The sequence below is a fragment of the Pinisolibacter sp. DMC100 genome, assembly GCF_056313705.1.
The window spans coordinates 41,425-62,606 of sequence record NZ_JBQUZT010000005.1 but is presented as its reverse complement, the minus strand read 5'-3'; the positions used below and the strand labels follow the sequence as shown (position 1 = coordinate 62,606).

Annotated in this window: 17 protein-coding genes; 9 read left to right on the top strand and 8 right to left on the bottom strand. The window is 69.3% G+C overall.

Annotated features, from left to right (window positions below; translation table 11 throughout):
- Positions 1–44 precede the first annotated feature (44 nt).
- From ACT541_RS16845 to ACT541_RS16835, 3 genes are read right to left on the bottom strand one after another with little or no spacing between them, the layout of a single operon-like run.
- Positions 45–914, bottom strand: a complete 870-nt coding sequence (locus ACT541_RS16845) for a metal ABC transporter permease (protein WP_476138259.1) — start codon at positions 912–914, stop codon at positions 45–47.
- 14 nt (positions 915–928) lie between these two features.
- Positions 929–1,669 carry a metal ABC transporter ATP-binding protein gene (locus tag ACT541_RS16840; protein WP_476138258.1) on the bottom strand — a complete coding sequence of 247 codons (741 nt, stop codon included), beginning with the start codon at positions 1,667–1,669 and terminating at the stop codon, positions 929–931.
- Positions 1,666–1,941, bottom strand: a complete 276-nt coding sequence (locus tag ACT541_RS16835) for a hypothetical protein (protein WP_476138257.1) — start codon at positions 1,939–1,941, stop codon at positions 1,666–1,668. Before ACT541_RS16835 ends, ACT541_RS16840 begins: the two co-directional genes overlap by 4 nt.
- Before the next feature lie 127 nt (positions 1,942–2,068).
- Here ACT541_RS16835 and hemH point away from each other — a divergent pair, with 127 nt between their 5' ends.
- Genes hemH through ACT541_RS16820 form a run of 3 tightly spaced genes read left to right on the top strand, consistent with a single transcriptional unit; the run spans position 2,069 to position 4,650 of the window.
- Positions 2,069–3,121: a ferrochelatase gene (gene hemH / locus ACT541_RS16830; protein WP_476138256.1), complete on the top strand. Its 1,053-nt coding sequence runs from the start codon at positions 2,069–2,071 to the stop codon at positions 3,119–3,121.
- A 53-nt stretch (positions 3,122–3,174) separates the two neighbouring features.
- The gene (locus tag ACT541_RS16825) at positions 3,175–4,164 is read left to right on the top strand and encodes an SPFH domain-containing protein (protein WP_476138255.1); all 990 of its coding nucleotides are present in this window, start codon (positions 3,175–3,177) and stop codon (positions 4,162–4,164) included.
- 30 nt (positions 4,165–4,194) lie between these two features.
- The gene (locus tag ACT541_RS16820; RefSeq protein ID WP_476138254.1) at positions 4,195–4,650 is read left to right on the top strand and encodes an NfeD family protein; all 456 of its coding nucleotides are present in this window, start codon (positions 4,195–4,197) and stop codon (positions 4,648–4,650) included.
- Between the two features lie 39 nt (positions 4,651–4,689).
- Here ACT541_RS16820 and ACT541_RS16815 read toward each other — a convergent pair whose 3' ends face one another.
- Positions 4,690–5,658: a KpsF/GutQ family sugar-phosphate isomerase gene (locus ACT541_RS16815; RefSeq protein WP_476138253.1), complete on the bottom strand. Its 969-nt coding sequence runs from the start codon at positions 5,656–5,658 to the stop codon at positions 4,690–4,692.
- Positions 5,659–5,885: 227 nt separating this feature from the next.
- On the opposite strand from ACT541_RS16815, the gene ACT541_RS16810 reads away from it, so the two are divergent.
- The gene (locus ACT541_RS16810; protein ID WP_476138252.1) at positions 5,886–7,529 is read left to right on the top strand and encodes an outer membrane beta-barrel protein; all 1,644 of its coding nucleotides are present in this window, start codon (positions 5,886–5,888) and stop codon (positions 7,527–7,529) included.
- A 202-nt stretch (positions 7,530–7,731) separates the two neighbouring features.
- Here the strand turns inward: ACT541_RS16810 and galU are convergent, their stop codons facing one another.
- On the bottom strand, positions 7,732–8,610 hold the full coding sequence (gene galU / locus ACT541_RS16805; RefSeq protein WP_476138251.1) for a UTP--glucose-1-phosphate uridylyltransferase GalU: 879 nt from the start codon (positions 8,608–8,610) through the stop codon (positions 7,732–7,734).
- Between the two features lie 269 nt (positions 8,611–8,879).
- On the opposite strand from galU, the gene ACT541_RS16800 reads away from it, so the two are divergent.
- The 4 genes from ACT541_RS16800 (at position 8,880) to ACT541_RS16785 (ending at position 12,741) form a co-directional block, all read left to right on the top strand.
- The gene (locus ACT541_RS16800) at positions 8,880–10,193 is read left to right on the top strand and encodes a lytic murein transglycosylase (protein ID WP_476138250.1); all 1,314 of its coding nucleotides are present in this window, start codon (positions 8,880–8,882) and stop codon (positions 10,191–10,193) included.
- Positions 10,194–10,253: 60 nt separating this feature from the next.
- Positions 10,254–11,444, top strand: a complete 1,191-nt coding sequence (locus tag ACT541_RS16795) for an SGNH/GDSL hydrolase family protein (RefSeq protein WP_476138249.1) — start codon at positions 10,254–10,256, stop codon at positions 11,442–11,444.
- A 22-nt stretch (positions 11,445–11,466) separates the two neighbouring features.
- Positions 11,467–11,901, top strand: a complete 435-nt coding sequence (locus ACT541_RS16790; protein ID WP_476138248.1) for an EamA family transporter — start codon at positions 11,467–11,469, stop codon at positions 11,899–11,901.
- Between the two features lie 141 nt (positions 11,902–12,042).
- On the top strand, positions 12,043–12,741 hold the full coding sequence (locus ACT541_RS16785; protein WP_476138247.1) for a hypothetical protein: 699 nt from the start codon (positions 12,043–12,045) through the stop codon (positions 12,739–12,741).
- Between the two features lie 278 nt (positions 12,742–13,019).
- Here ACT541_RS16785 and ACT541_RS16780 read toward each other — a convergent pair whose 3' ends face one another.
- The gene (locus tag ACT541_RS16780) at positions 13,020–14,438 is read right to left on the bottom strand and encodes a glutamate synthase subunit beta (RefSeq protein ID WP_476138246.1); all 1,419 of its coding nucleotides are present in this window, start codon (positions 14,436–14,438) and stop codon (positions 13,020–13,022) included.
- 130 nt (positions 14,439–14,568) lie between these two features.
- Positions 14,569–19,314 (bottom strand): glutamate synthase large subunit, encoded by a 4,746-nt coding sequence (gene gltB / locus ACT541_RS16775; protein ID WP_476138245.1) that lies wholly within the window; start codon positions 19,312–19,314, stop codon positions 14,569–14,571.
- Between the two features lie 432 nt (positions 19,315–19,746).
- On the opposite strand from gltB, the gene ACT541_RS16770 reads away from it, so the two are divergent.
- Positions 19,747–20,799, top strand: a complete 1,053-nt coding sequence (locus ACT541_RS16770) for a threonine aldolase family protein (protein WP_476138244.1) — start codon at positions 19,747–19,749, stop codon at positions 20,797–20,799.
- A 75-nt stretch (positions 20,800–20,874) separates the two neighbouring features.
- On the opposite strand, the gene ACT541_RS16765 is transcribed toward ACT541_RS16770, so the two are convergent.
- Positions 20,875–21,162, bottom strand: coding sequence for a Dabb family protein (locus ACT541_RS16765; RefSeq protein ID WP_476138243.1), 288 nt, complete (start codon positions 21,160–21,162; stop codon positions 20,875–20,877).
- Positions 21,163–21,182 lie beyond the last annotated feature (20 nt).

Below are 21,182 nucleotides of genomic sequence, written 5' to 3'. Positions count from 1 at the left end.
TTTGACGTTGTGCCAAGGATGAGAAGAGCCGGCGTCGCGTCGGCTCAGGCTTCCAGATGTCGCCGGCCGAGCCGGTCGGCGAGAAGGCCGCGCCGTCCCGCCAGAAGCGAGACGAACCAGGCCGCTCCCGCCGTCAGCACGATGGCCGGACCGGCGGGAAGCGAGAGGTGATAGGAGACGATCAACCCGACGAAGGCCGAGCCGACGCCGATCAGCGCCGCGACCGCGACCAGCGCCGTCAGGTCGTCGACCCACATCCGGGCGCCGGCCGCCGGCAGCATCATCAGCCCGACCGCCATCAGCGTGCCGAGCGCATGGAAGCCGCCGACGAGGTTGAGAACCACGACGCCCATGAAGACCAGATGCACCGCCGCCCCGGACCGGCCGCCGACGGCGCGCAGGAACCCGGGATCGACGCTGTCGAGCGCCAAGGGCCGGACGATCGCGGCGAAGGCGAGGAGCGTCAGCGTGGCGATCGAGGCGATCATGATCAGCGCGTCGTCGTCGAGCGCCAGCACCGAGCCGAACAGCACGTGCATCAGGTCGACGTTGGAGCCCTTGAGCGACACGATGGTGACGCCGAGGGCCAGCGAGGTGAGATAGAAGGCGGCGAGCGACACGTCCTCGCCGAGCCGCGACGACCGCGCCACGGCACCCGCCGCCACCGCCACCACGATGCCGGCGACGAGCCCGCCGAGCGCCATGGCGGAGAGGGAGAGGCCGGCAAAGAGATAGCCGATCGCCGCACCCGGCAGGATGGCGTGGCTCATGGCGTCGCCGGTCAGCGACATCCGTCGGAGCATCAGCATCACGCCGATCGGCGCCGAGGCGAGCGCCAGGGCGACGCTGCCGGCGAGCGCCCGGCGCATGAATTCGAAGTCCGCGAAGGGCGCGACGAAGACATCGTGGAACATGGTGCCGCCTCCCCTCAGGCCACCCGCGCACAGACGTGCGCGTGGCTGTCGAAGGCTTCGATCATCGCCTGGGCCGCGGCGAGATTGGCTGCGGTGAGCACCGCGGCCGTCCGCCCCCAGGCGACCGCCTCGCGGGCGATCATCAGCGTATCGGGGAAGTGACGCCGCACCAGATCGAGATCGTGCGACACCGCGATCAGCGTCCGCCCCTCGCCGTGCCAGCGATGGACGAGCGCGAGGAGATCGGCCTGGGTCGCCGCGTCGACGGCGTTGAAGGGTTCGTCGAGCAGGATCACCGCGGCGTCCTGCATGACGAGGCGGGCGAACATCACCCGCTGCATCTGCCCGCCCGACAGCGTGCCGATCGGCCGGTTCTCGAAGCCTTCTAGGCCGACGGTCTCGAGCGCCTCCTCGACCCGGTGGCGCTCGCGCGCGCCGATGCCGCCGAAGAGGCCGATCCGAGCCCAACCGCCGAGCGCCACGAAGTCGAAGACCGAGATCGGGAAGCTCCGGTCGATCTCGGCGGCCTGCGGCAGATGGGCAACGGCGCGACGGTCGAGCCCGTGGAGGCGGATCCGCCCGCCGATCGGCCGGAGCATGCCGACGATGCCCTTGAGCAGCGTCGACTTGCCCGCGCCGTTCGGCCCGACGATCGCCGTCAGGCTGCCGGTGGCGATCTCGCCCGAGAGGTGATGCACCGCCGGATGCCGGTCGTAGCCGAGCGTCAGGTCGTCGAAGGTGAGGAGCGCGGTCACGAGGCGCCTCCACCGATCGGCATCCGCGCCCACAGGACCAGCGCCCAGATCAGCACGGCGAGCCCGCCGGCGAGCGCCAGCCGCGCGCCCAGCGAGGCCCGCAGGAACGACGGCGACAGCGTCACGCCCGGCACCGCTTGCGCGACCCGGGGCGAAGCACCATGTGCAGGACCATGGTCGTGATCATGGCCATGGGCGGCGTGGGAATGGCCGTGTCCATGGTCGGCGTGGTCGTGGTGCGCCGTGAGCGGCGCGGAGGATGTCGCGATCATGGGAATGTTATAACGTAACACTCGACACTCGACAAGCACGCGTCGTTGCCCGTGCAGGCAGACCGGACCACCGCCGCTGGTGTAGAGTGGCCGCGTACGAATCCCGCCCCGGAGTCCGTCCGTCCCGATGTCCTTCCCCGATCGATCCGCCCCTTCCGCCCATGCGCCCGCCGACCATCCCGCGGTGGCCTTCGGTCGCGTCGGCGTCCTCCTCGTCAATCTCGGCACGCCGGACGCCACCGACTGGTGGTCGATGCGGCGCTATCTGAAGGAGTTCCTCTCCGACCGCCGGGTGATCGAGGTGCCGCGGGCGATCTGGTGGCCGATCCTCAACGGCATCATCCTGACGACGCGCCCCGGTCGAAAGGGCCGCGACTACGCCTCGATCTGGAACACCGAGCGCGACGAGGGGCCGCTGAAGACCATCACCCGGTCGCAGGCCGAGAAACTCGCCGAACGCCTCGCCCCCCTGGGCGATCGCCTCGTCGTCGACTGGGCGATGCGTTACGGCAACCCCTCGATCGCCTCGCGGCTCGAGGCGCTGACCGAGGCCGGCTGCGAACGCATCCTGATGGTGCCGCTCTATCCGCAATATGCCGCCGCCACCACCGCGACCGTCGCCGACAAGACCTTCGACGCGCTGAAGGCGATGCGCCGGCAGCCCGCCGTCCGCATCGCCCCGCCCTGGCACGACGAACCGGTCTACGTCGAGGCGCTCGCCGCCTCCCTGAAGGCCGATCTCGCGGCGCTCGACTGGGAGCCGGAGGTGATCGTCGCCTCCTTCCACGGCATCCCGAAGAGCTACTTCGACAAGGGCGACCCCTACTACTGCCACTGCGCCAAGACCATGCGCCTCCTGCGCGCGGCGACCGGTTTCGACGAGAAGCGGCTCCCGATGACCTTCCAGTCGCGCTTCGGCAAGGCGGAATGGCTGAAGCCCTATACCGATCACACCATCGCCGAACTGGCGCGCTCGGGCGTGAAGCGCCTCGCGGTGATCACCCCGGGCTTCGCCGCCGACTGTCTCGAAACCATCGAAGAGATCGGGGTAGAAAATGCCGAGATCTTCCACACGAACGGCGGCGAGCGGTTCCACCGCGTCGCCTGCCTCAACGACGCACCCGACGGCCTCGACGTGATCGAGACCGTCGTCCGCCGCGAGCTCGGCGGCTGGATCTGACGTTTCACAGGCGTGGCCCCCGTCGCGACGGGCACCCGCGCAAGGAGGAAGCCATGAACCAAGCGGCATTCAACGGTCTGCCCCTCAGCGGGTTCGACATCGTCGTCATCGCCTTCCTGGCGCTGGTCGTGCTCGTCTTCTTCAAGGGCGTGAAGACCGTGACCCAGGGCGAGAACTGGACGGTGGAGCGCTTCGGGCGCTACACCCGCACGCTGAAGCCCGGCCTCAACGTCATCGTTCCCTTCGTCGACCAGATCGGCGCCCGCCTCTCGGTGATGGAACAGGTCCTCGACGTGCCGACCCAGGAGGTCATCACCAAGGACAACGCCACCGTCGCCGTCGACGGCGTCGCCTTCTACCAGATCCTCGACGTCGCCCGCGCCGCCTACGAGGTGCAGCAGCTGGAACTGGCGATCCTCAACCTGACCATGACCAACATCCGGACCGTCATGGGCTCGATGGAACTCGATCTGCTGCTCAGCCACCGCGACGAGATCAACACCAAGCTGCTGCACGTGGTCGACGCCGCCGCCGAAGCCTGGGGCATCAAGGTCACCCGCATCGAGATCAAGGACATCGTGCCGCCGGCCGATCTCGTCGCCTCGATGGGCCGCCAGATGAAGGCCGAACGCGACAAGCGCGCCGCCATCCTCGAGAGCGAGGGCCTGCGCCAGTCCGAGATCCTCAAGGCCGAGGGCCAGAAGCAGGCGCTGATCCTCGCCGCCGAGGGCCGCCGGGAGGCCGCCTTCCGCGACGCCGAGGCGCGCGAACGCTCCGCCGAGGCCGAGGCCAAGGCGACCGAGCTGGTCTCCAAGGCGATCGCCGAGGGCGACGTCCAGGCGATCAACTACTTCGTCGCCCAGAAATACGTCGAGGCGCTCGGCCACCTCGCCTCGGCGCCGAACCAGAAGGTGCTGATGCTGCCGGTCGACGCCACCTCGATCCTCGGATCGGTCGCCGGCATCGCCGAGATCGCCAAGGCGAGCTTCGGCGAGGGCTCGTCCCAGGCCCGCCGCCCCGGCGTACCGGACAGCCGCGGCTGATCCCATCCGGCCCCACGGGGAGGAAACCCGATGTTCGACCTCGTCGAAACGCTGTTCCTGAAATACGGCGCCTGGAGCTGGTGGTTGCTCGGCCTGGTGCTGCTCGGGCTCGAAATCGTCGTCCCCGGCTTCGTCCTGGTGTGGTTCGGGGCGAGCGCCGTGCTGGTCGGCGTGCTCGCCCTCGTCGTCGACTGGTCGGTGCGCAGCCTCGCGCTGGTCTGGGCGATCCTGTCGATCGTGCTGCTGATCGTCGGGCGCGGCTGGTTCCACCGCACCCAGGCGGCGTCGCAGGACCCCTTCATCAACGATCGTGCCGGCCGCCTGATCGGCCGGACCTTCACGCTGGCCGAACCGCTGGGCGAGAACGGCGGCCACCTCACCATCGACGACACGCTCTGGCGCATCCGCGGCCCGCTGCTGCCCGCCGGCAGCCGCGTCGTCGTCCGTTCGGTCGAAGGCCCGATCCTGGTGGTCGAGGCCGGCTGACCGGGCGGGATACGGCTTCCGCGCGGTCGGCCGTCGGCCTCACGCCACGCCGGCGCGCAGCAGGTCGTGGACGTGGACGACGCCGACCGGGCGGCCGTCCTCGACGACGAAGAGCGCGGTGATCGAGGCGACGTTCAGCGTCGCGATCACCCGGCCGAGCAGCGCGTCGGGGCGCGTGACCTTGGGGTTGCGCGTCATCACGTCGTCGACCCGGGCCGACAGGAGATCGTCCGAGAGATGGCGGCGCAGGTCGCCGTCGGTGACGATGCCGATCAGCAGCCCCTCGGCGTCGACCACGCCGACGCAGCCGAAGCCCTTGCCGGTCATGGCGATGATCGCCTCGCGCATCGGCGTGCCGGTCGCGACCACCGGAACGCGGTCGCCACCGTGCATGACGTCGCGCACGGTGCGCAGCGACGAGCCGAGCTTGCCGCCCGGATGGAAGACGCGGAAGTCCTCCGGCGTGAAGCCGCGCCCCTCGAGCAGGGCGACGGCGAGCGCGTCGCCGAGCGCCAGCTGCAGCGTCGTCGAGGTGGTCGGCGCCAGCCCGTGCGGACAGGCCTCCTCCACCCGCGGCAGCTCGAGCACGACGGTCGCGGAGCGGCCGAGCGTCGAGGCGGCATGCGAGGTGATGGCGATCAGCGTCACGCCGAAACGGTCGGCGAAGGCGAGCACCGGCGCGAGTTCGGCCGATTCCCCCGACCACGACAGCGCCAGCACGACATCGGTCGTGGCGATCATGCCGAGGTCGCCGTGGCCCGCTTCGGCGGGATGCACGAAATAGGCGGGCGTGCCGGTCGAGGCGAGCGTCGCGGCGATCTTGCGCCCGACGTGGCCGCTCTTGCCCATGCCCGAGACGATCACCCGCGCCGCCGGATCGGCCATCAGATGGACGGCGCGCTCGAAGGCGCGGCCGAGGTCCCCGTCGAGCGCGACGCCCAGCGCTTCGAGACCGCGGGTCTCGGTGGCGATGGTGCGGCGGGCCGAGGCAAGGCTGATTTCGTTCATCGATCGATCCCGTGAGCCCCTCTCGGGGGCGAGGCCCGCCTGAATATCACGTTTCGCAACCCGGCCAACCCTCCCCGTCGTCACACCCGCCCCGGCACGGTGACGCGCGGAGGCCGGCCCGGAACTAAGAAAGCGTTAACCACTTCCGTTTACTTTTCGGCAAGAAATGCCGCGAAGGCCGACCTTCGCGCGCCCTCTTCGAGGCCCTGAACGCCGCCCGAGGCCCCATGAACTGCCGCAGCCGCCCCGCGACGCGTCCCGCGAGCCCCGCCCCGACCGGCGGCCGGCGCGGCGCTTCGCGTGCGCACGCGGCGCTCGCGGTCTCGCTCCTCGCCCTCGCGGTCTGTCTCGCCGGCCCGGCCGCCGCCCAGGTGCTGCGCGGCAACAACGACGCGACCGACGCCGAGGACGCCGCCCGCCGCGCCGCGATGGCGAAGCCGAAGCCCGGCGCCGCCATGGCCAATCCCGATCCGCTCGGCCTCGATGCCTCCGGCGCGCCGCGCCCGACCGGCGGCGATCCCTCCGCGACCACCGCCGACCAGGACACCGCCGCGGCTGCCGCCGCTGCCGCCCGGACCGCCACGATCCCGCGCAAGCCCAAGCCGGTCGCGACCCGCGGCCCGGTCGCCCCGGTCGCGCCGATGACGGCCACCGTCGTCCCCCGCCCGGTGGCACCGCGCCCGGCGATCCAGCCGGATCCCCGCGACCTGCGCGCCACCGAACGCGAGGAGGCGGAGAAGGAGGACGACGGCTACACCCAGCTCGGCCTGCGCTCGGGCGGCATGCTGTGGCTGCCGGCCGTCGAGGCCTCGGTCGGCCGCAAGACCAACGTCGATTCCACCGCCGGCGGCCGGGCCAGCTGGCTCTGGATGCTGGAACCGGAACTGATCGCCCGTTCCGACTGGTCGCGTCACGCGTTGGCAATGCGCCTGCGCGGCGGCTGGACCGGCTATTCCGGCGCCTCCGATCTGAGCCAGGGCCGTTTCGAGAGCGAGTTGCGCGGCCGCGTCGACATCGGCGAGGCGACCCGTGCCGACATCGTCGGCGGCTGGTCGCGCCAGCGCGAGACGGCGTCGGCCAACGAAGCCTCGACCGGTGGCGCCGGCACCGACCGCTCGACCCTGACGGGTTCGCTCGGCGTGACGCACGAGGTCGGCCGCATCGGCGTCACCCTGCGCGGCGACATCGAGCGCAACGACTACGTCGCCAACGGCGCGCTCGGCGCCGGCGTCGTCGATCCGTCGATGCGCGACAACACGCTCTTCGTCGGCGCGCTGCGCGCCACCGTCGGCCCGCGTCAGGCCATCGCCCCCTTCGTCGAGGTGCAGACCCGCGTCCGCCGCTACGACGAGCCGATCGTCTATTCCCACCGTCGCGACACCGAGGGCGGCGCCGTCAAGGTCGGCATCGCCGCCGACGCGGGGCCGATGCTGCGCGGCGAGTTCGCCGTCGGCTGGGGCACGGAGAAGCCCCGCGACGCGGCGCTGTCGACCATTTCGGACTGGCTGGTCGACGCCAAGTTGACCTGGTCGCCGACGCGTCTGACGACCGTCAAGGTCAAGGCCACCACCACGGTCGAGCCCACCACCAACGTCGGCTCGCCCGGCGCCGTCGCCCGCGCCGCCGAGGTGGCGCTCGACTGGTCGCTGCGCCGCGACCTGACCGCGACCGTCGGCTCCGCCGTCGACACCCGCCACTACGTCGGCCTCGACATCGACGAGCGCACCGTCGGCGCCTTCGGCGGCCTCACCTACAAGTTCGACCGCAACTTCCAGACCTTCGTCCGCCTGCGCTGGGACCACGTCACGGCGTCGAACGCCGCCGCCTACGACGTCGGCACGGTGACGACCGGCGTCCGCATCCAGCGCTGACCCCGCTGGACGCGCACACGAAACGGCCGGCCTCCCGCGAGGGAGACCGGCCGAAACGTTTCGTCGATGCGGATGGTTCATACCATCGGGCATTGGGAATGACCGATGGCATTCGATACGCGAATTTCTCATGCCTTTGACGCAAATGAGAAATTCGCGTGTCTTCAAAGGCCGGGTGCGTCAGCACCTTCGGCCTTTGGTATCAGTGCGTCTCGAGGATCGCGGCGATCTCGGCCTTGAACTCGGCGGTCAGCTCCGGCCGCTCGAGGCCGTAGGCGACGTTGGCGGCGAGGAAGCCGACCTTGGAGCCGCAGTCGTAGGTCTTGCCGTCGAACTTCACGCCCCAGAAGGCCTGTTCGTCCATCAGCGCCCGCATGCTGTCGGTCAGCTGGATCTCGTTGCCGGCGCCGCGCTCCTGCGTCTCGAGCAGCTCGAAGATACGCGGCTGCAGGATGTAGCGGCCGTTGATGAAGAGGTTCGACGGGGCGGTGCCCTTCGGCGGCTTCTCGACCATCGCGGTGATGCGGAAGGCGTCGCCCTTCTCCTCGCCGACGCCGACGACGCCGTACTGATGGGCGAGCTCGGGGGCGCATTCCTCGACCGCGATGACGTTGTCGCCGGTGTCGCGATAGACGTCGGTCATCTGGGCGAGGCAGCTCTTGGTGCGGCCCTTCATGATCATGTCGGGCAGCATCACCGCGAAGGGCTCGTCGCCGACCAGATCACGGGCGCACCACACCGCGTGGCCGAGGCCGAGCGGCTCCTGCTGGCGGGTGAAGGAGGCGGTGCCGGGCGCCGGGCGCTGGGCGTCGAGAATGGCGAGTTCGGCCTTCTTGCCGCGCGAACGCAGCGTCTGCTCGAGCTCGTAGGCGAGGTCGAAGTGATCCTCGATGACGCCCTTGTTGCGGCCGGTGACGAAGATGAAGTGTTCGATGCCGGCCTCGCGGGCCTCGTCGACGATGTACTGGATCACCGGCTTGTCGACGACCGTCAGCATTTCCTTCGGCATCGCCTTGGTGGCGGGCAGGAAGCGGGTGCCGAGACCGGCGACGGGGAATACGGCCTTGCGAATCTTCTTCATCTGTCGAGCTTTCCTGAAACTCGTGGACGGCCGGGCGGCCGTCTTCCTCCTGCATCGCGACGACGATGCCGCCGCGTCCGCGGGCGTGAGGTCCGAGCCCCTTCCCGCGCCGTCGTTTCATCCTAGATCCCGATGGCGGGATCGAGGCGGAGGCGTGGCGATCCGTCGTCGGCGCACACATCACCATCACACCGTTAAGGGCGTGTTAAGATGGGATTAACCATGATCCTCCGGCAAGGGCGCGGTGGACGCGCCGGAGGAGACATCGCATGGCGCCTGCGCCGCTCGACCCCCGAGGCTCTCTCGCCTCTCGCGGTTTCGCCCTGACGCGCCGCGGGCTCGTTCTCGGTCTCGCCTCGACCGGCCTGACCGCCTGCGCCTCCAACCCGATGGGCTCCGCGGTGCGCGCCCAGCCCGGCGAGCCCGGCCCGCAGGCGACGGAGGAGTTCCGCGAGTGGGCGCGGAGCTTCCGCCCGCGCGCGCTCGGTCGCGGCATCTCGGGCGCCACCTACGACCGCGTCATGAACGCCGTCGTGCCGGAGACCTCGGTCTACAAGTCCGACAAGTCGCAGCCCGAGGTGCAGGAGCCGATCTGGCGCTACGTCGAGAAGCGCACCAACGAATACAACGTCACGACCGGCAAGAAGCGGATCGTCGAATACGCCGCGCTGTGGGACCGCATCGAAGCCAAGTACGGCGTCGACCGCTACACGCTCTGCGGCCTGTGGGGGCTGGAATCCTCCTTCGGCGATCTGGTGGTCTCCGCCAAGTACATGAAGCCGGTGCTGAACTGCCTCGCGGCTCTCGCCTGGGGCGAGCCGCGCCGCCGCACCTATTGGGAGGCCGAGCTCCTCAACGCCCTCGTCATCGTCGATCGCGGCTGGGCCGAGCCCTCCGAGATGATCGGCTCCTGGGCCGGCGCCATGGGCCACACCCAATGGATGCCCGAGGTCTGGCTCAACATGGGCGTCGACTTCGACGGCGACGGCAAGATCAACCCCTTCGGCAAGCCCGACGACGCCCTCGCCGGCACCGCCCGCTATCTCGTCGAACGCGGCAAGTGGCGCCGCGGCGACCACTGGGGCTACGAGGTGGTGCTGCCGTCGACCTTCGACGCCGGCCTCGCCGATCTCAAGACCCAGCGCACGCTCGCCCAGTGGTCGGCGCAGGGCGTGCGTCGCGCCGACGGCGGCGCCTACGTCCGCCTCGATTCGGTCGCCCGCCTGTGGCTGCCGGCCGGCGCCAACGGCCCCTGCTTCGCCCTCACCCAGAACTTCTTCGCGGTGAAGTCCTACAATCCCTCGACCAAATACGCGCTGGCGATCTGCCACCTCGGCGACAAGATCCGCGGCGAGGGCACCTTCGTGCGCCCCTGGCCGGTCCAGGAGCGCCTGCTGACGCTCTCCGAGACGCAGGAGATGCAGGAGCGCCTGACCGCGATGGGCTTCGACACCGGCGGCACCGACGGCCGCGCCGGCGAGAAGACCCAGGCGGCGATCCAGGCCTGGCAGAAGTCGGTCGGCATGACGCCGGCCGACGGTTATCCCTCGGACAAGGTTCTCGAGCGGCTCCGCGGCGGTTAAGATGCGCGTCGCGGACGGAAGGGTCCGACGACCCTTGGCCCGCGACGGAGACATTCGAGCATGCGCCGCAACTGGAGCGGATCGATCGCCCGTGTCGGCGCGATCGTCCTCGCCGCCCTGATCGTCCTCGACGCCGCGCCGGTGCGCGCGCAGGACCCGGTCACCGGCTTCTTCGACATGCTCTTCGGCGTGCGTCGCCAGCCCGCCACCGGTGTCGGCGCGCCGATCGCCCCCGACCAGAAGAAGAAGCCGACCACTCCGGCCGAACCCAAGATCGTCGAGGCGCCGAAGAACCCCGATGCCCAGACCGTGCTGGTGGTCGGCGACATCGAGGCGACCGGCCTCTCGGAAGGCCTGCGCATGGCCTTCGCCGAAGAGCCGGAACTGCAGGTCGCGACGCGGACCAAGGCGACCGCCGGCCTGGTGCGCGACGGCGAGGCCGAATGGCTCGGCCAGCTGCCCAAGCATCTCGCCGAGGGCAAGCCCGACTTCGTCGTCTCGATGATCGGCATCAACGACTGGCAGCCGATCACCGTCGCCGGCAAGAGCCTCGAGCCCGGCTCCGACGACTGGAACCGCGTCTACGGCGAGCGGATCGACCGCCAACTCGCCGCCCTCAAGGCGACCGGCAAGCCGTTCTGGTGGGTCGGCCTGCCGCCGACCGCCGATCCCGACCTCGGTCCGACCCGCCGCGCCGCCTTCTCCGCCTTCCTGTCGTCGCTGAACGATCTCGCTCGCCCGCGCGTCGCCGCGGCCGGCGGCACCTTCGTCGACATCTGGTCGGCCTTCACCGACGAGGAGGGCCACTACACCCAGATGGGCCCGGACGTCGACGGTCAGGTGAAGCGCCTGCGCCTCAACGACGGTGTCCTCTTCACCCGCGCCGGCCGCCGCAAGCTCGCCTTCTTCGTCGAGAGCGGCATCCTGCGCCTGAAGCGCGGTCAGTCCACCGACGTCGCGGCGAAGACGCCGGAACTCCCGGCCGTCCAACCCAAGACCGAAGAGACCATCGTCGGCGCCCCGCCGCCGCTGCCACCCGCGCCCTGGGCCAAGGCCGGGCCGATGGTGCCGCTCAACGAGCCGGCCCCGGGCACGGAGACCGTGCTCGCCGCCCCCGGCGCCGCCGAACCGACGGTGCTGCCCGGTGGCTATCCGGTCGCCGCCACGCCGGCCCGCCGCCTGATGGTCGAGGGCCTGCCGCTCGATCCCCCGCCCGGCCGCGTCGACGCCGGGGCCCGACGCCTGCCCTGAGCCGGGCCGAGGAGGCGAGCGCATGTCCCAGATCGTCCCACCCTGGCTCGTCTGGGCGCTCGCGTCGGCTGTCTTCGCCGCGGCGACGGCCCTCTTCGCCAAGATCGGCGTCGCCGACGTCCCCTCGGGGCTGGCGACGTGGATCCGCACCCTCGTCGTCGTCGCCCTGCTCTCCGGCCTCCTCGCCGTCACCGGCGACTGGCGTCAGTTGCCCGCCCTCTCCTCGCGGACCTGGATCGCGCTGGCACTGTCGGGACTGGCGACCGGCGCCTCGTGGCTCTGCTGGTTCCATGCGCTGTCGCTCGGCGACGCCGCGCGCGTCGCGCCGATCGACAAGCTGAGCGTCGTCTTCGTCGCGGTTCTGGCGACCGCCTTTCTCGGCGAACGCCTCTCGGGCCTGAACTGGGCCGGCGTCGGCCTGATCGCCCTCGGCGCGACGCTGGTCGCCCTGCGCTGATCGGCCCCCCGCGCGGTATTCCGGCACGCGGATTGCTCATTCTCCCGTCGACCGGTCGAAATCCGGGCGAGATCCCGGCAATTGCTGCCGTTCTCGCGCGGTCTCGGCAGGAAATGCCGGCAACGGGAGAGTTTCGCGTCCATGTCCACCACCACCATGAGCCCGGTCGAACGCGCCGGCTTCGCCGCCGCCATCCGCGGCCGCCACAACCCCGACTTCTCCACCCCCTTCGCGCTGGGCGACGACGATCGCGCCATCATGACGATGCGCGGCCTGTCGACCACCGAGCAGGACACCGCCGCCGAGCTGTGGAGTGGCGCCCGCGACGCGGTGGCGAGCGGCAATGCGCTCTCCTATCTGAAGGGGCTCGACGCCTCGTCCCTGCAGGTGCTGCAGCACGCCGCCTGCCTCGCCGACCCGATCTCGACGTCGAACCTCTCCGAGGAAGGCGCCGAGAACCTGCTGGTCGCGCCGACCGAGGGCATCGACCGCAACCACGACGGCCTGCTCGAGGTCGGCGTCGCCCGGACGATCGCCTTCCCGCCGCCCGACGCTTCGCCGCAGCTGCGCTCCGCCTGGAATGCGACGGTCGACGGCATGAACTCGCAGGACGCGCTGATGCTGGTCGCGAACATCGCCTTCCCGGCGACGTCCGTCGACGGCACGACGACCAGGGCGGCGGACTTCTCGTCCAAGGACTTCGACTGGTCGAGCTGGATGGCCTCGGTCATGGAGGGCGCGAAGGCTTCCGCACCCTACAACACCGAGGAGAGCAACCGCCGCACCATGTCCCGCCTCGAGCGCTTCCTCGACGCGCTGAAGGACAACGGGCTGGCGTGAGGCCCGGACCGTCGGGCTGCGAATTCGGCGCTGGACAGAGGCCCTTCATCCTGAGGTGCCCGGCGTGAGCCGGGCCTCGAAGGGCGAAGGGTCGAGAGGCAAGGCCCGTCGAGGCTTCGTGTTTCGAGGCTCGGCTTTGCCGAGCACCTCGACATGAAGCCGAACGGATGCGAGGAGCCGATCTCCATCCCTTCGAAAGAAGCCAAAAGCCTCCCCCGAAACGAAGACGGCGCGCCCCGCGGGACGCGCCGTGATCGTTTGGCGAGGACCTTGGCCGATCAGCGCGGCAGTTCGGTCTTGCCCATCAGGTCGAGGTCGATGGCGCGGGCGGCCTGACGGCCCTCGCGGATCGCCCACACGACCAGCGACTGGCCGCGACGCATGTCGCCCGCCGCGTAGACCTTGGGGATCGAGGTCTTGTAGGCCTCTTCGTTCGCCTCGACGTTGCCGCGGCCGTTGAGCGCGACGCCGAGCGACTGCAGCATGCCCTCGTGGACCGGCGAGACGAAGCCCATGGCGAGCAGCACCAGATCTGCCTTGATCACCTTCTCGGTGCCCGGAACCGGCTGGAACCGGGCGTCGACCTCCTGGATCGTCACCTCCTTCACCCGGCCGTCGACGCCCTCGAACTTGGTCGCGGTGACGCCGAAGATGCGCTCGGAGCCCTCTTCGTGCGACGACGAGGTGCGCAGCTTCAGCGGCCAGTTCGGCCACGTGGCGAGCTTGTCCTCCTTCTCGGGCGGACGCGGCATGATCTCGAGCTGGGTCACCGAGAGGGCACCCTGACGCACCGAGGTGCCGATGCAGTCCGAACCGGTGTCGCCGCCGCCGATGACGACGACGTGCTTGCCGGCCGCCAGGATCGGCTCGACGTCGCCGAGCGGCTCGTCGGAGACGCGGCGGTTCTGCTGCGGCAGGAACTCCATGGCGAAGTGGATGCCCGAGAGCTCGCGGCCCGGCGCCGGCAGATCGCGCGGCTTTTCGGCGCCGCCCGACAGCAGCACCGCGTCGTGATCGGCGACGAGGGCGGCGGCATCGACGTCGACGCCGACCTTCTTGCCGAAGTGGAAGACGACGCCTTCCGCCACCATCTGCTGGACGCGACGCTCGACGACGTTCTTGTCGAGCTTGAAGTCCGGGATGCCGTAGCGCAGCAGACCGCCGGCCCTGGCGTTCTTCTCGAAGACGTGGACCTCGTGGCCGACGCGGGCGAGCTGCTGGGCAGCGGCGAGACCGGCAGGACCGGCGCCGACGATCGCCACCTTCTTGCCGGTCTTGGTCTTGGGCAGTTCCGGCGCCAGCCAGCCCTTCTCCCAGGCGTTCTCGACGATGGTCGCCTCGATGGTCTTGATGGTGACCGGCGAGTCGAACAGGTTCAGCGTGCACGCCGCCTCGCAGGGCGCGGGGCAGATGCGGCCGGTGAAGTCCGGGAAGTTGTTGGTCGAGTGCAGGTTCTTCGACGCGGTCTCGTAGTCGCCGTCGTAGACCAGATCGTTCCAGTCCGGGATCTGGTTGTTGACCGGGCAGCCGCGGTGGCAATAGGGCACGCCGCATTCCATGCAGCGCGCCGCCTGACGCTCGACGTCGGGCTGGCCGAGCGGCAGCGTGAACTCGTTGTAGTGGCGAATGCGATCCGCCGCCGGCTGATACTTCAGCTCCTGACGGTCGTACTCGAGAAAGCCGGTGACCTTACCCATCGTGTCACTCCGATCATCGTTTCGTCCGGCTCGGTCGACCCGCCCTTCGCTTCGCGAGGGGATCGCCGCCGGGTGTTGTCTGATGTCGAGGGCCGACCGTGGTCGGCCCTCCGTTCACCCGTGGCGAGGATCACTCGGCCGCCTGACGCTCCGCCGCCATCCGCTGCAGGGCCTTGCGGTACTCGACCGGCATGACCTTGACGAACTTCGGCCGGAAGACCTCCCAGTGCTCCAGGATCTCCTTGGCGCGGGCCGAACCCGTCCAGTGGAGGTGGCTGGAGATGAGCTGCCACAGACGCTCGTCGTCGTGGCGGGTCATGTCGCCGGTGACGTCGACCTTGCCCTTGAAGTCGAGGTCGCCGCCCTGGTGGTGCAGCTTCTCGAGCAGGATGTCCTCTTCGGGCACCGGCTCGAGCTCGACCATCGAGAGGTTGACGCGCTTCACGAAGGAACCGTCCTCGTCGAGCACGTAGGCGATGCCGCCCGACATGCCGGCGCCGAAGTTGCGGCCCGTCTGGCCGAGCACGACGACGATGCCGCCGGTCATGTACTCGCAGCCGTGGTCGCCCACGCCCTCGACCACCGCGATGGCGCCCGAGTTGCGGACGGCGAAGCGCTCGCCGGCGAAGCCACGGAAGTAGCACTCGCCCTCGATGGCGCCGTAGAGCACGGTGTTGCCGACGATGATCGACTTCTCCGGCACGATCTTCGACGCCGGGCTCGGCTTGACGATCAGGCGACCACCCGACAGGCCCTTGCCGACGTAGTCGTTGGCGTCACCGACCAGTTCCAGCGTCACGCCGCGCGCCGCCCAGGCGCCGAAGGACTGACCCGCGGTGCCCGTCAGGGTGACGTGGATCGTGTCTTCCGGCAGACCGGCATGGCCCCAGCGCTTCGCCACCTCGCCCGACAGCATCGCGCCGACCGAGCGGTTGACGTTGATGACACCCGTCTCGATGCGGACCGGCTTCCGCTCTTCGAGCGCCACCTTGGCTTGCGTGATCAGCTTGCGGTCGAGCACGTCGTCGATCGGGTGCTTCTGGTTCTGGGTGTGGAACATCTCGGTCCGGTCCGCCTTGGGCAGGTAGAACAGACGCGAGAAGTCGAGACCCTTGGCCTTCCAGTGGGCGATCGACGCCTTCTTGTCGAGGATGTCGGTGCGGCCGGTGATCTCGCCGAGGCTGCGGAAGCCGAGGTCGGCGAGGATGCGACGCACTTCTTCGGCGACGAAGAAGAAGTAGTTGATGACGTGCTCGGGCTGGCCGAGGAAGCGCTTGCGCAGCACCGGATCCTGCGTGGCGATGCCGACCGGGCAGGTGTTCAGGTGGCACTTGCGCATCATCAGGCAGCCGGCGGCGATCAGCGGCGCGGTGGCGAAGCCGAAGGCATCGGCACCGAGCATGGCACCGATGACGACGTCGCGACCGGTACGCACACCGCCGTCGACCTGGAGCTCGACGCGCGAGCGCAGACCGTTGATGACCAGCGTCTGCTGCGTCTCGGCGAGACCGATCTCCCACGGGGAACCCGCGTGCTTGATCGAGGTGAGCGGGGACGCACCCGTGCCGCCCTCGAAGCCGGAGATGGTGATGTGGTCGGCGCGCGCCTTGGCGACGCCGGCGGCGACCGTGCCGACACCGACTTCCGAGACGAGCTTGACCGAGACTTCCGCCGTCGGGTTGACGTTCTTCAGGTCGAAGATCAGCTGGGCCAGATCCTCGATCGAGTAGATGTCGTGATGCGGCGGCGGCGAGATCAGCTGCACGCCGGGGGTGGCGTGACGCACCTTGCCGATCACCGCGTCGACCTTGTGGCCGGGCAGCTGACCGCCTTCGCCGGGCTTGGCACCCTGCGCCATCTTGATCTGCATCTGGTCGGAGTTGACCAGATATTCGGTCGTCACGCCGAAGCGGCCGGAAGCGACCTGCTTGATGGCAGAACGCAGGCTGTCGCCGTTGGCGAGCGGCACGAAGCGATCCGCCTCCTCGCCGCCCTCACCGGTGTTCGACCGACCGCCGATGCGGTTCATCGCGATGGCGAGCGTGGTGTGGGCCTCACGCGAGATCGAGCCGTAGGACATGGCGCCGGTGGCGAAGCGCTTGACGATCGAGGCGGCCGATTCGACCTCCTCGAGCGGGATGGGCGCATTGCCGATCTCGTCGGCCGACTTGATGCGGAACAGGCCGCGGATCGTCGTCAGACGCTCGTTCTGCTCGTCGATCGGCTTGGAGAACTCCTTCTGGAAGGTCTCGAAGTCGTTCTTGCGCACGGCGTGCTGCAGACCGGCGACGGTGCCGGCGGTCCACACGTGGGCTTCACCACGCATGCGCTGGGCGTATTCGCCGCCGACGTCGAGCATGTTGGCCAGCACCGGGTCGGCGCCGAAGGCCTTGGTGTGACGCTCGACCGTCTCCTTCGCCACCTCGTCGAGACCGATGCCCTCGATCTTGGTCGCGGTGCCGAAGAAGTACTGCTTCACGAACTTCGACGACAGACCGATCGCGTCGAAGATCTGCGCGCCGCAATAGGACTGGTAGGTCGAGATGCCCATCTTGGACATGACCTTGAGCAGACCCTTGCCGATCGACTTGATGTAGCGATAGACGATCTCGTGCTCGTCGACGTTCTCCGGGAACTGATCCTTCATGGCGATCAGCGTGTCGAAGGCGAGATAGGGGTTGATCGCCTCGGCACCGTAGCCGGCCAGCAGCGCGAAGTGATGCACCTCGCGCGGCTCGCCCGATTCCACCACCAGACCGGCGCGGGTGCGAAGGCCCTTGCGGATCAGGTGATGATGCACGGCGGCGGTGGCGAGCAGCGCCGGAATGGCGATGCGCTCACGCCCCACCATGCGGTCGCTGAGCACGATGATGTTGTAGACCTGACCGGTCGCCGAGATGCGGACGGCCGCCTCCGCCTGGATGCAGATCGCCTCCAGCGCCGGACGCATGCCGGCCGGGCCGTTGGCCGCCGGATAGGACACGTCGATGGTGATCGACTTGAAGCCCGAACCCTCGACGTTCTCGATGGTGCGGATCTTCTCCAGATCCTCGTTGGTGAGGATCGGCTGACGCACCTCGAGACGCTTCTGGGCTTCGGCGCCCTCGAGGTCGAACAGGTTCGGACGCGGGCCGATGAAGGAGACGAGGCTCATCACCAGCTCTTCGCGGATCGGGTCGATCGGCGGGTTCGTCACCTGCGCGAAGTTCTGCTTGAAGTAGGTGTAGAGCAGCTTCGACTTGTCGGAGAGCGCCGAGATCGGGGTGTCGGTGCCCATCGAGCCGACCGCTTCCTGACCGGTGACGGCCATCGGCGGCAAGAGGACCTTGAGGTCCTCCTGCGAGTAGCCGAAGGCCTGCTGCAGATCGAGCAGGGACTCCAGCGTCTTCGGCGCGCGCGCCGGCACCTCCGGCAGGTCTTCGAGCACCAGCTGGGTCTCGTCGATCCACTTGCCGTAGGGGTTGGCGGTCGAGATGGTCTTCTTGATCTCGTCGTCGGAGATGATGCGACCGGCCTCGAGGTCGATCAGCAGCATCTTGCCCGGCTGCAGGCGCCACTTGGCGACGATCTTCTCCTCCGGGATCGGCAGTGTGCCGGATTCCGAGGCGAGGATGACGCGGTCGTCGTCGGTGATGACGTAGCGGGCCGGACGCAGGCCGTTGCGGTCGAGCGTCGCGCCGATCTGGCGGCCGTCGGTGAAGCAGACCGCGGCCGGTCCGTCCCACGGCTCCATGATGGCGGCGTGATACTCGTAGAAGGCCTTGCGGTCCTGATCCATCAGGTCGTTGCCGGCCCAGGCCTCGGGAACGAGCGTCATCACCGCGTGCGGCAGCGAATAGCCGCCGCGCAGCAGGAACTCGAGCGCGTTGTCGAAGCAGGCGGTGTCCGACTGACCCTCGTAGGAGATCGGCCAGATCTTCTCGATGTCCGCGCCGAAGAGCTTCGACGTGGTGGTCGCCTGACGGGCATACATCCAGTTGACGTTGCCGCGCAGCGTGTTGATCTCGCCGTTGTGGGCGACCATCCGGTAGGGATGCGCCAGCTTCCACGACGGGAAGGTGTTGGTCGAGAAGCGCTGATGCACCAGCGCCAGCGCCGACACGAAGCGCTCGTCCGACAGGTCGGGGTAATAGGCCGCGACCTGATAGGACAGGAACATGCCCTTGTAGACGACGGTGCGCGACGAGAAGGACACGACGTAGAAGCTGTCCTGGTCACGCTTGGTCGCGCCGTTCCAGTCCGCCTCGTAGACGTCGCCGGAGAGCAGCTTGCGGGCGATGTAGAGCTTGCGCTCGAAGGCCTCCTGATCGGCGAGCGGCTGGGTGCAACCGACGAAGATCTGCTTGTGGACCGGCTCGGTCGCCTTCACGCCCTCGGAGAGCTTGGAGTTGTCGACCGGCACGTCGCGCCAGCCGAGGATCGACATGCCCTCGGAGGCGACCACGCGCTCGATGATGGCGATGGCGCGCTCGCGCTCCGCCGCGTCGCGCGGCAGGAAGAACTGGCCGATGGCGTAGCGGCCGGCCTCCGGCAGGGTGAAGCCCGCCTTGGAACACTCGGCGGCGAAGAAGTCGTGCGGGATCTGCACGAGGATGCCCGCGCCGTCGCCCATCAGCGGATCGGCGCCGACGGCGCCGCGATGCTCGAGGTTCTCGAGCACGTAGAGCGCGTCCTTGACGATGCCGTGGGACTTGCGGCCCTTGATGTCGGCGACGAAGCCGACGCCGCAGGCGTCGCGGTTCTCGGCCGGATCGAACATGCCCTGAGCCGGCGGCAGCGCCGACACTTTGGCCTCGGCCGCCGTGGTCGTCTCGGGAAGGCCAGTGCCTTCGAGTTCGGGCAGGGGCGAAATGCTGTCCGACGCGATCCGTTCCATGGGATCCATCCTCGCTTCTGGCCGGACCCGTCGGGTCGCGGCGGCAGTTCATGCGGGGGGAGACGGGTCTGCCGCAGGCCTCTCACGAGACCCGCGGGATCGCCGGAACACCCCCCGCTTCCGGGAGCCACCCATTCGCAAGCCTCGGGCCGTTTCGGGTCCACCCCGTTCCGGCACGTCGCTCGCCCCCTTCGCGACCTTCGAAAAACCGCCGAAATCAGCCGTTTTTCGCGTCTTCGAAGAAAATAGGTCAGCAAGACTGTCCTATTGGGTTCGCCCGGAACATCGCAGAAAACCGCGTCCTTCGCAAGAAGTGTTAAAAGGAAGAAATGCCGAGGGCATCGTCAGAATGCCTCCAAACTGTGCGCGCCGGGCGGGTGCTGTACGACCGTCCGGCTTGTCGGCGCCCCGTCGGGGTGCCAAGTTCGGCGCATGATCTTCGCCTCCGACAACTGGGCGGGTGCCCTCCCCGCCGTCCTCGACGCCGTCGCCGCGATCGGCCGCGAGGGTCCCGCCGCCGCCTATGGCAACGACTCGACGACCGCCCGCCTCGAGGCGCGCCTCGCCGAGCTCTTCGAGCACGAGGTCGCCGTGCTGCTGGTCACGACCGGCACCGCCGCCAACGCGCTCGCGATCGCCGCCCTCGCCCCACCCTGGGGCGCGGTGCTGGCGCACGAGGAGGCGCATCTGGCGATCGACGAATGCGGCGCGCCGGAGTTCTTCGCCGGCACCCGCACACTGCGCCTGCCGGGCCGGCGCGGCAAACTCGATGCGGAAGGCCTCGCCGCCCGCCTCGCCGAGATCCCGCGTGGTCTCCACCACGGCGAACTCTCGGTGCTGTCGCTGACCTCACCCAACGAATATGGGCTCGTCTACGCGCCCGGCGAGCTCGCGGCCCTCTGCGATGTCGCGAAGGCCCATCGCCTCGCCGTCCATCTCGACGGCGCCCGCTTCGGAAATACCGTCGCCCGGCTCGGCTGCACGCCGGCGGAAGCCACCTGGAAGGCCGGCGTCGACGTCCTCTCCTTCGGCGGCACCAAGGGCGGTTGCCTGATGGCCGAGGCGATCGTCGCCTTCGACCCCGGCACGAAGGAGAAGCTCGCCTTCCTGCGCAAGCGGTCGGGCCAACTCGTCTCCAAACAGCGGCTGATTTCGGCCCAGTTCGAGGCCTGGCTCGCCGACGATCGCTGGCTCTCCGCCGCCGCCCACGCCAACGCCATGGCCGACCGTCTGGCATCGGCCCTCGATGCCGCGCCGCGCGCCCGCCTCGCCTGGCGACCTGAGGCCAACGAGGTCTTCGCCTTCATGACCGCAGCGGAGGCCGAGCGCCTTCAGGCGGGCGGCGCCCGCTTCTACGACTGGTCGGTGGCCGCCCTCGGCCCCGAGGACCGGCCGGGGCCGGGCGAGAAGCTCTGGCGCTTCGTCACGTCCTTCGCCACGACGGAGATGGAAGTCGCCGCCTTCGCGAAGTTGTTGCGGGAGTGATGCGCGGGTGCACTCCGGCCTCGGACGAAGCATCGCGCACGACATCGCGGCGGGGCGCAGCCCACCGCCTCGCCCTCAGTCGATCTCGAAATCCGCCGCGAAGCGCTGATCCCGCAGGGGGCGCACCAGTGCCGTCGATTCGGCATAGACCGGGTGCGCCTTGTAGGCCGCCAGCGCGGCCTCGTCGTCGAACTCGCCGTAGACCACGAAGTCGACCTCGTTCGACCAGATGTCGCGCTTCATGTTGGCGCTGACCACCAGTCGGCGGGCATGGGGATTGGTCTCGAGCAGCCTCAGACCCGCCTCGACCTGGGCGCGGTTCGCCGGATCGGCGACGGTGAAGAAGACGACGTGTCGGATCAAGATGCGGCCTCTCGGCTCGA

Bases quoted from the DNA above. Each gene is read 5' to 3' on its own strand.
- ACT541_RS16845 (WP_476138259.1), bottom strand. From the start codon at position 914: ATGTTCCACGATGTCTTCGTCGCGCCCTTCGCGGACTTCGAATTCATG.
- ACT541_RS16835 (WP_476138257.1), bottom strand. From the start codon at position 1,941: ATGATCGCGACATCCTCCGCGCCGCTCACGGCGCACCACGACCACGCC.
- hemH (WP_476138256.1), top strand. From the start codon at position 2,069: ATGTCCTTCCCCGATCGATCCGCCCCTTCCGCCCATGCGCCCGCCGAC.
- ACT541_RS16825 (WP_476138255.1), top strand. From the start codon at position 3,175: ATGAACCAAGCGGCATTCAACGGTCTGCCCCTCAGCGGGTTCGACATC.
- ACT541_RS16820 (WP_476138254.1), top strand. From the start codon at position 4,195: ATGTTCGACCTCGTCGAAACGCTGTTCCTGAAATACGGCGCCTGGAGC.
- ACT541_RS16815 (WP_476138253.1), bottom strand. From the start codon at position 5,658: ATGAACGAAATCAGCCTTGCCTCGGCCCGCCGCACCATCGCCACCGAG.
- ACT541_RS16810 (WP_476138252.1), top strand. From the start codon at position 5,886: ATGAACTGCCGCAGCCGCCCCGCGACGCGTCCCGCGAGCCCCGCCCCG.
- galU (WP_476138251.1), bottom strand. From the start codon at position 8,610: ATGAAGAAGATTCGCAAGGCCGTATTCCCCGTCGCCGGTCTCGGCACC.
- ACT541_RS16800 (WP_476138250.1), top strand. From the start codon at position 8,880: ATGGCGCCTGCGCCGCTCGACCCCCGAGGCTCTCTCGCCTCTCGCGGT.
- ACT541_RS16795 (WP_476138249.1), top strand. From the start codon at position 10,254: ATGCGCCGCAACTGGAGCGGATCGATCGCCCGTGTCGGCGCGATCGTC.
- ACT541_RS16790 (WP_476138248.1), top strand. From the start codon at position 11,467: ATGTCCCAGATCGTCCCACCCTGGCTCGTCTGGGCGCTCGCGTCGGCT.
- ACT541_RS16785 (WP_476138247.1), top strand. From the start codon at position 12,043: ATGTCCACCACCACCATGAGCCCGGTCGAACGCGCCGGCTTCGCCGCC.
- ACT541_RS16780 (WP_476138246.1), bottom strand. From the start codon at position 14,438: ATGGGTAAGGTCACCGGCTTTCTCGAGTACGACCGTCAGGAGCTGAAG.
- gltB (WP_476138245.1), bottom strand. From the start codon at position 19,314: ATGGAACGGATCGCGTCGGACAGCATTTCGCCCCTGCCCGAACTCGAA.
- ACT541_RS16770 (WP_476138244.1), top strand. From the start codon at position 19,747: ATGATCTTCGCCTCCGACAACTGGGCGGGTGCCCTCCCCGCCGTCCTC.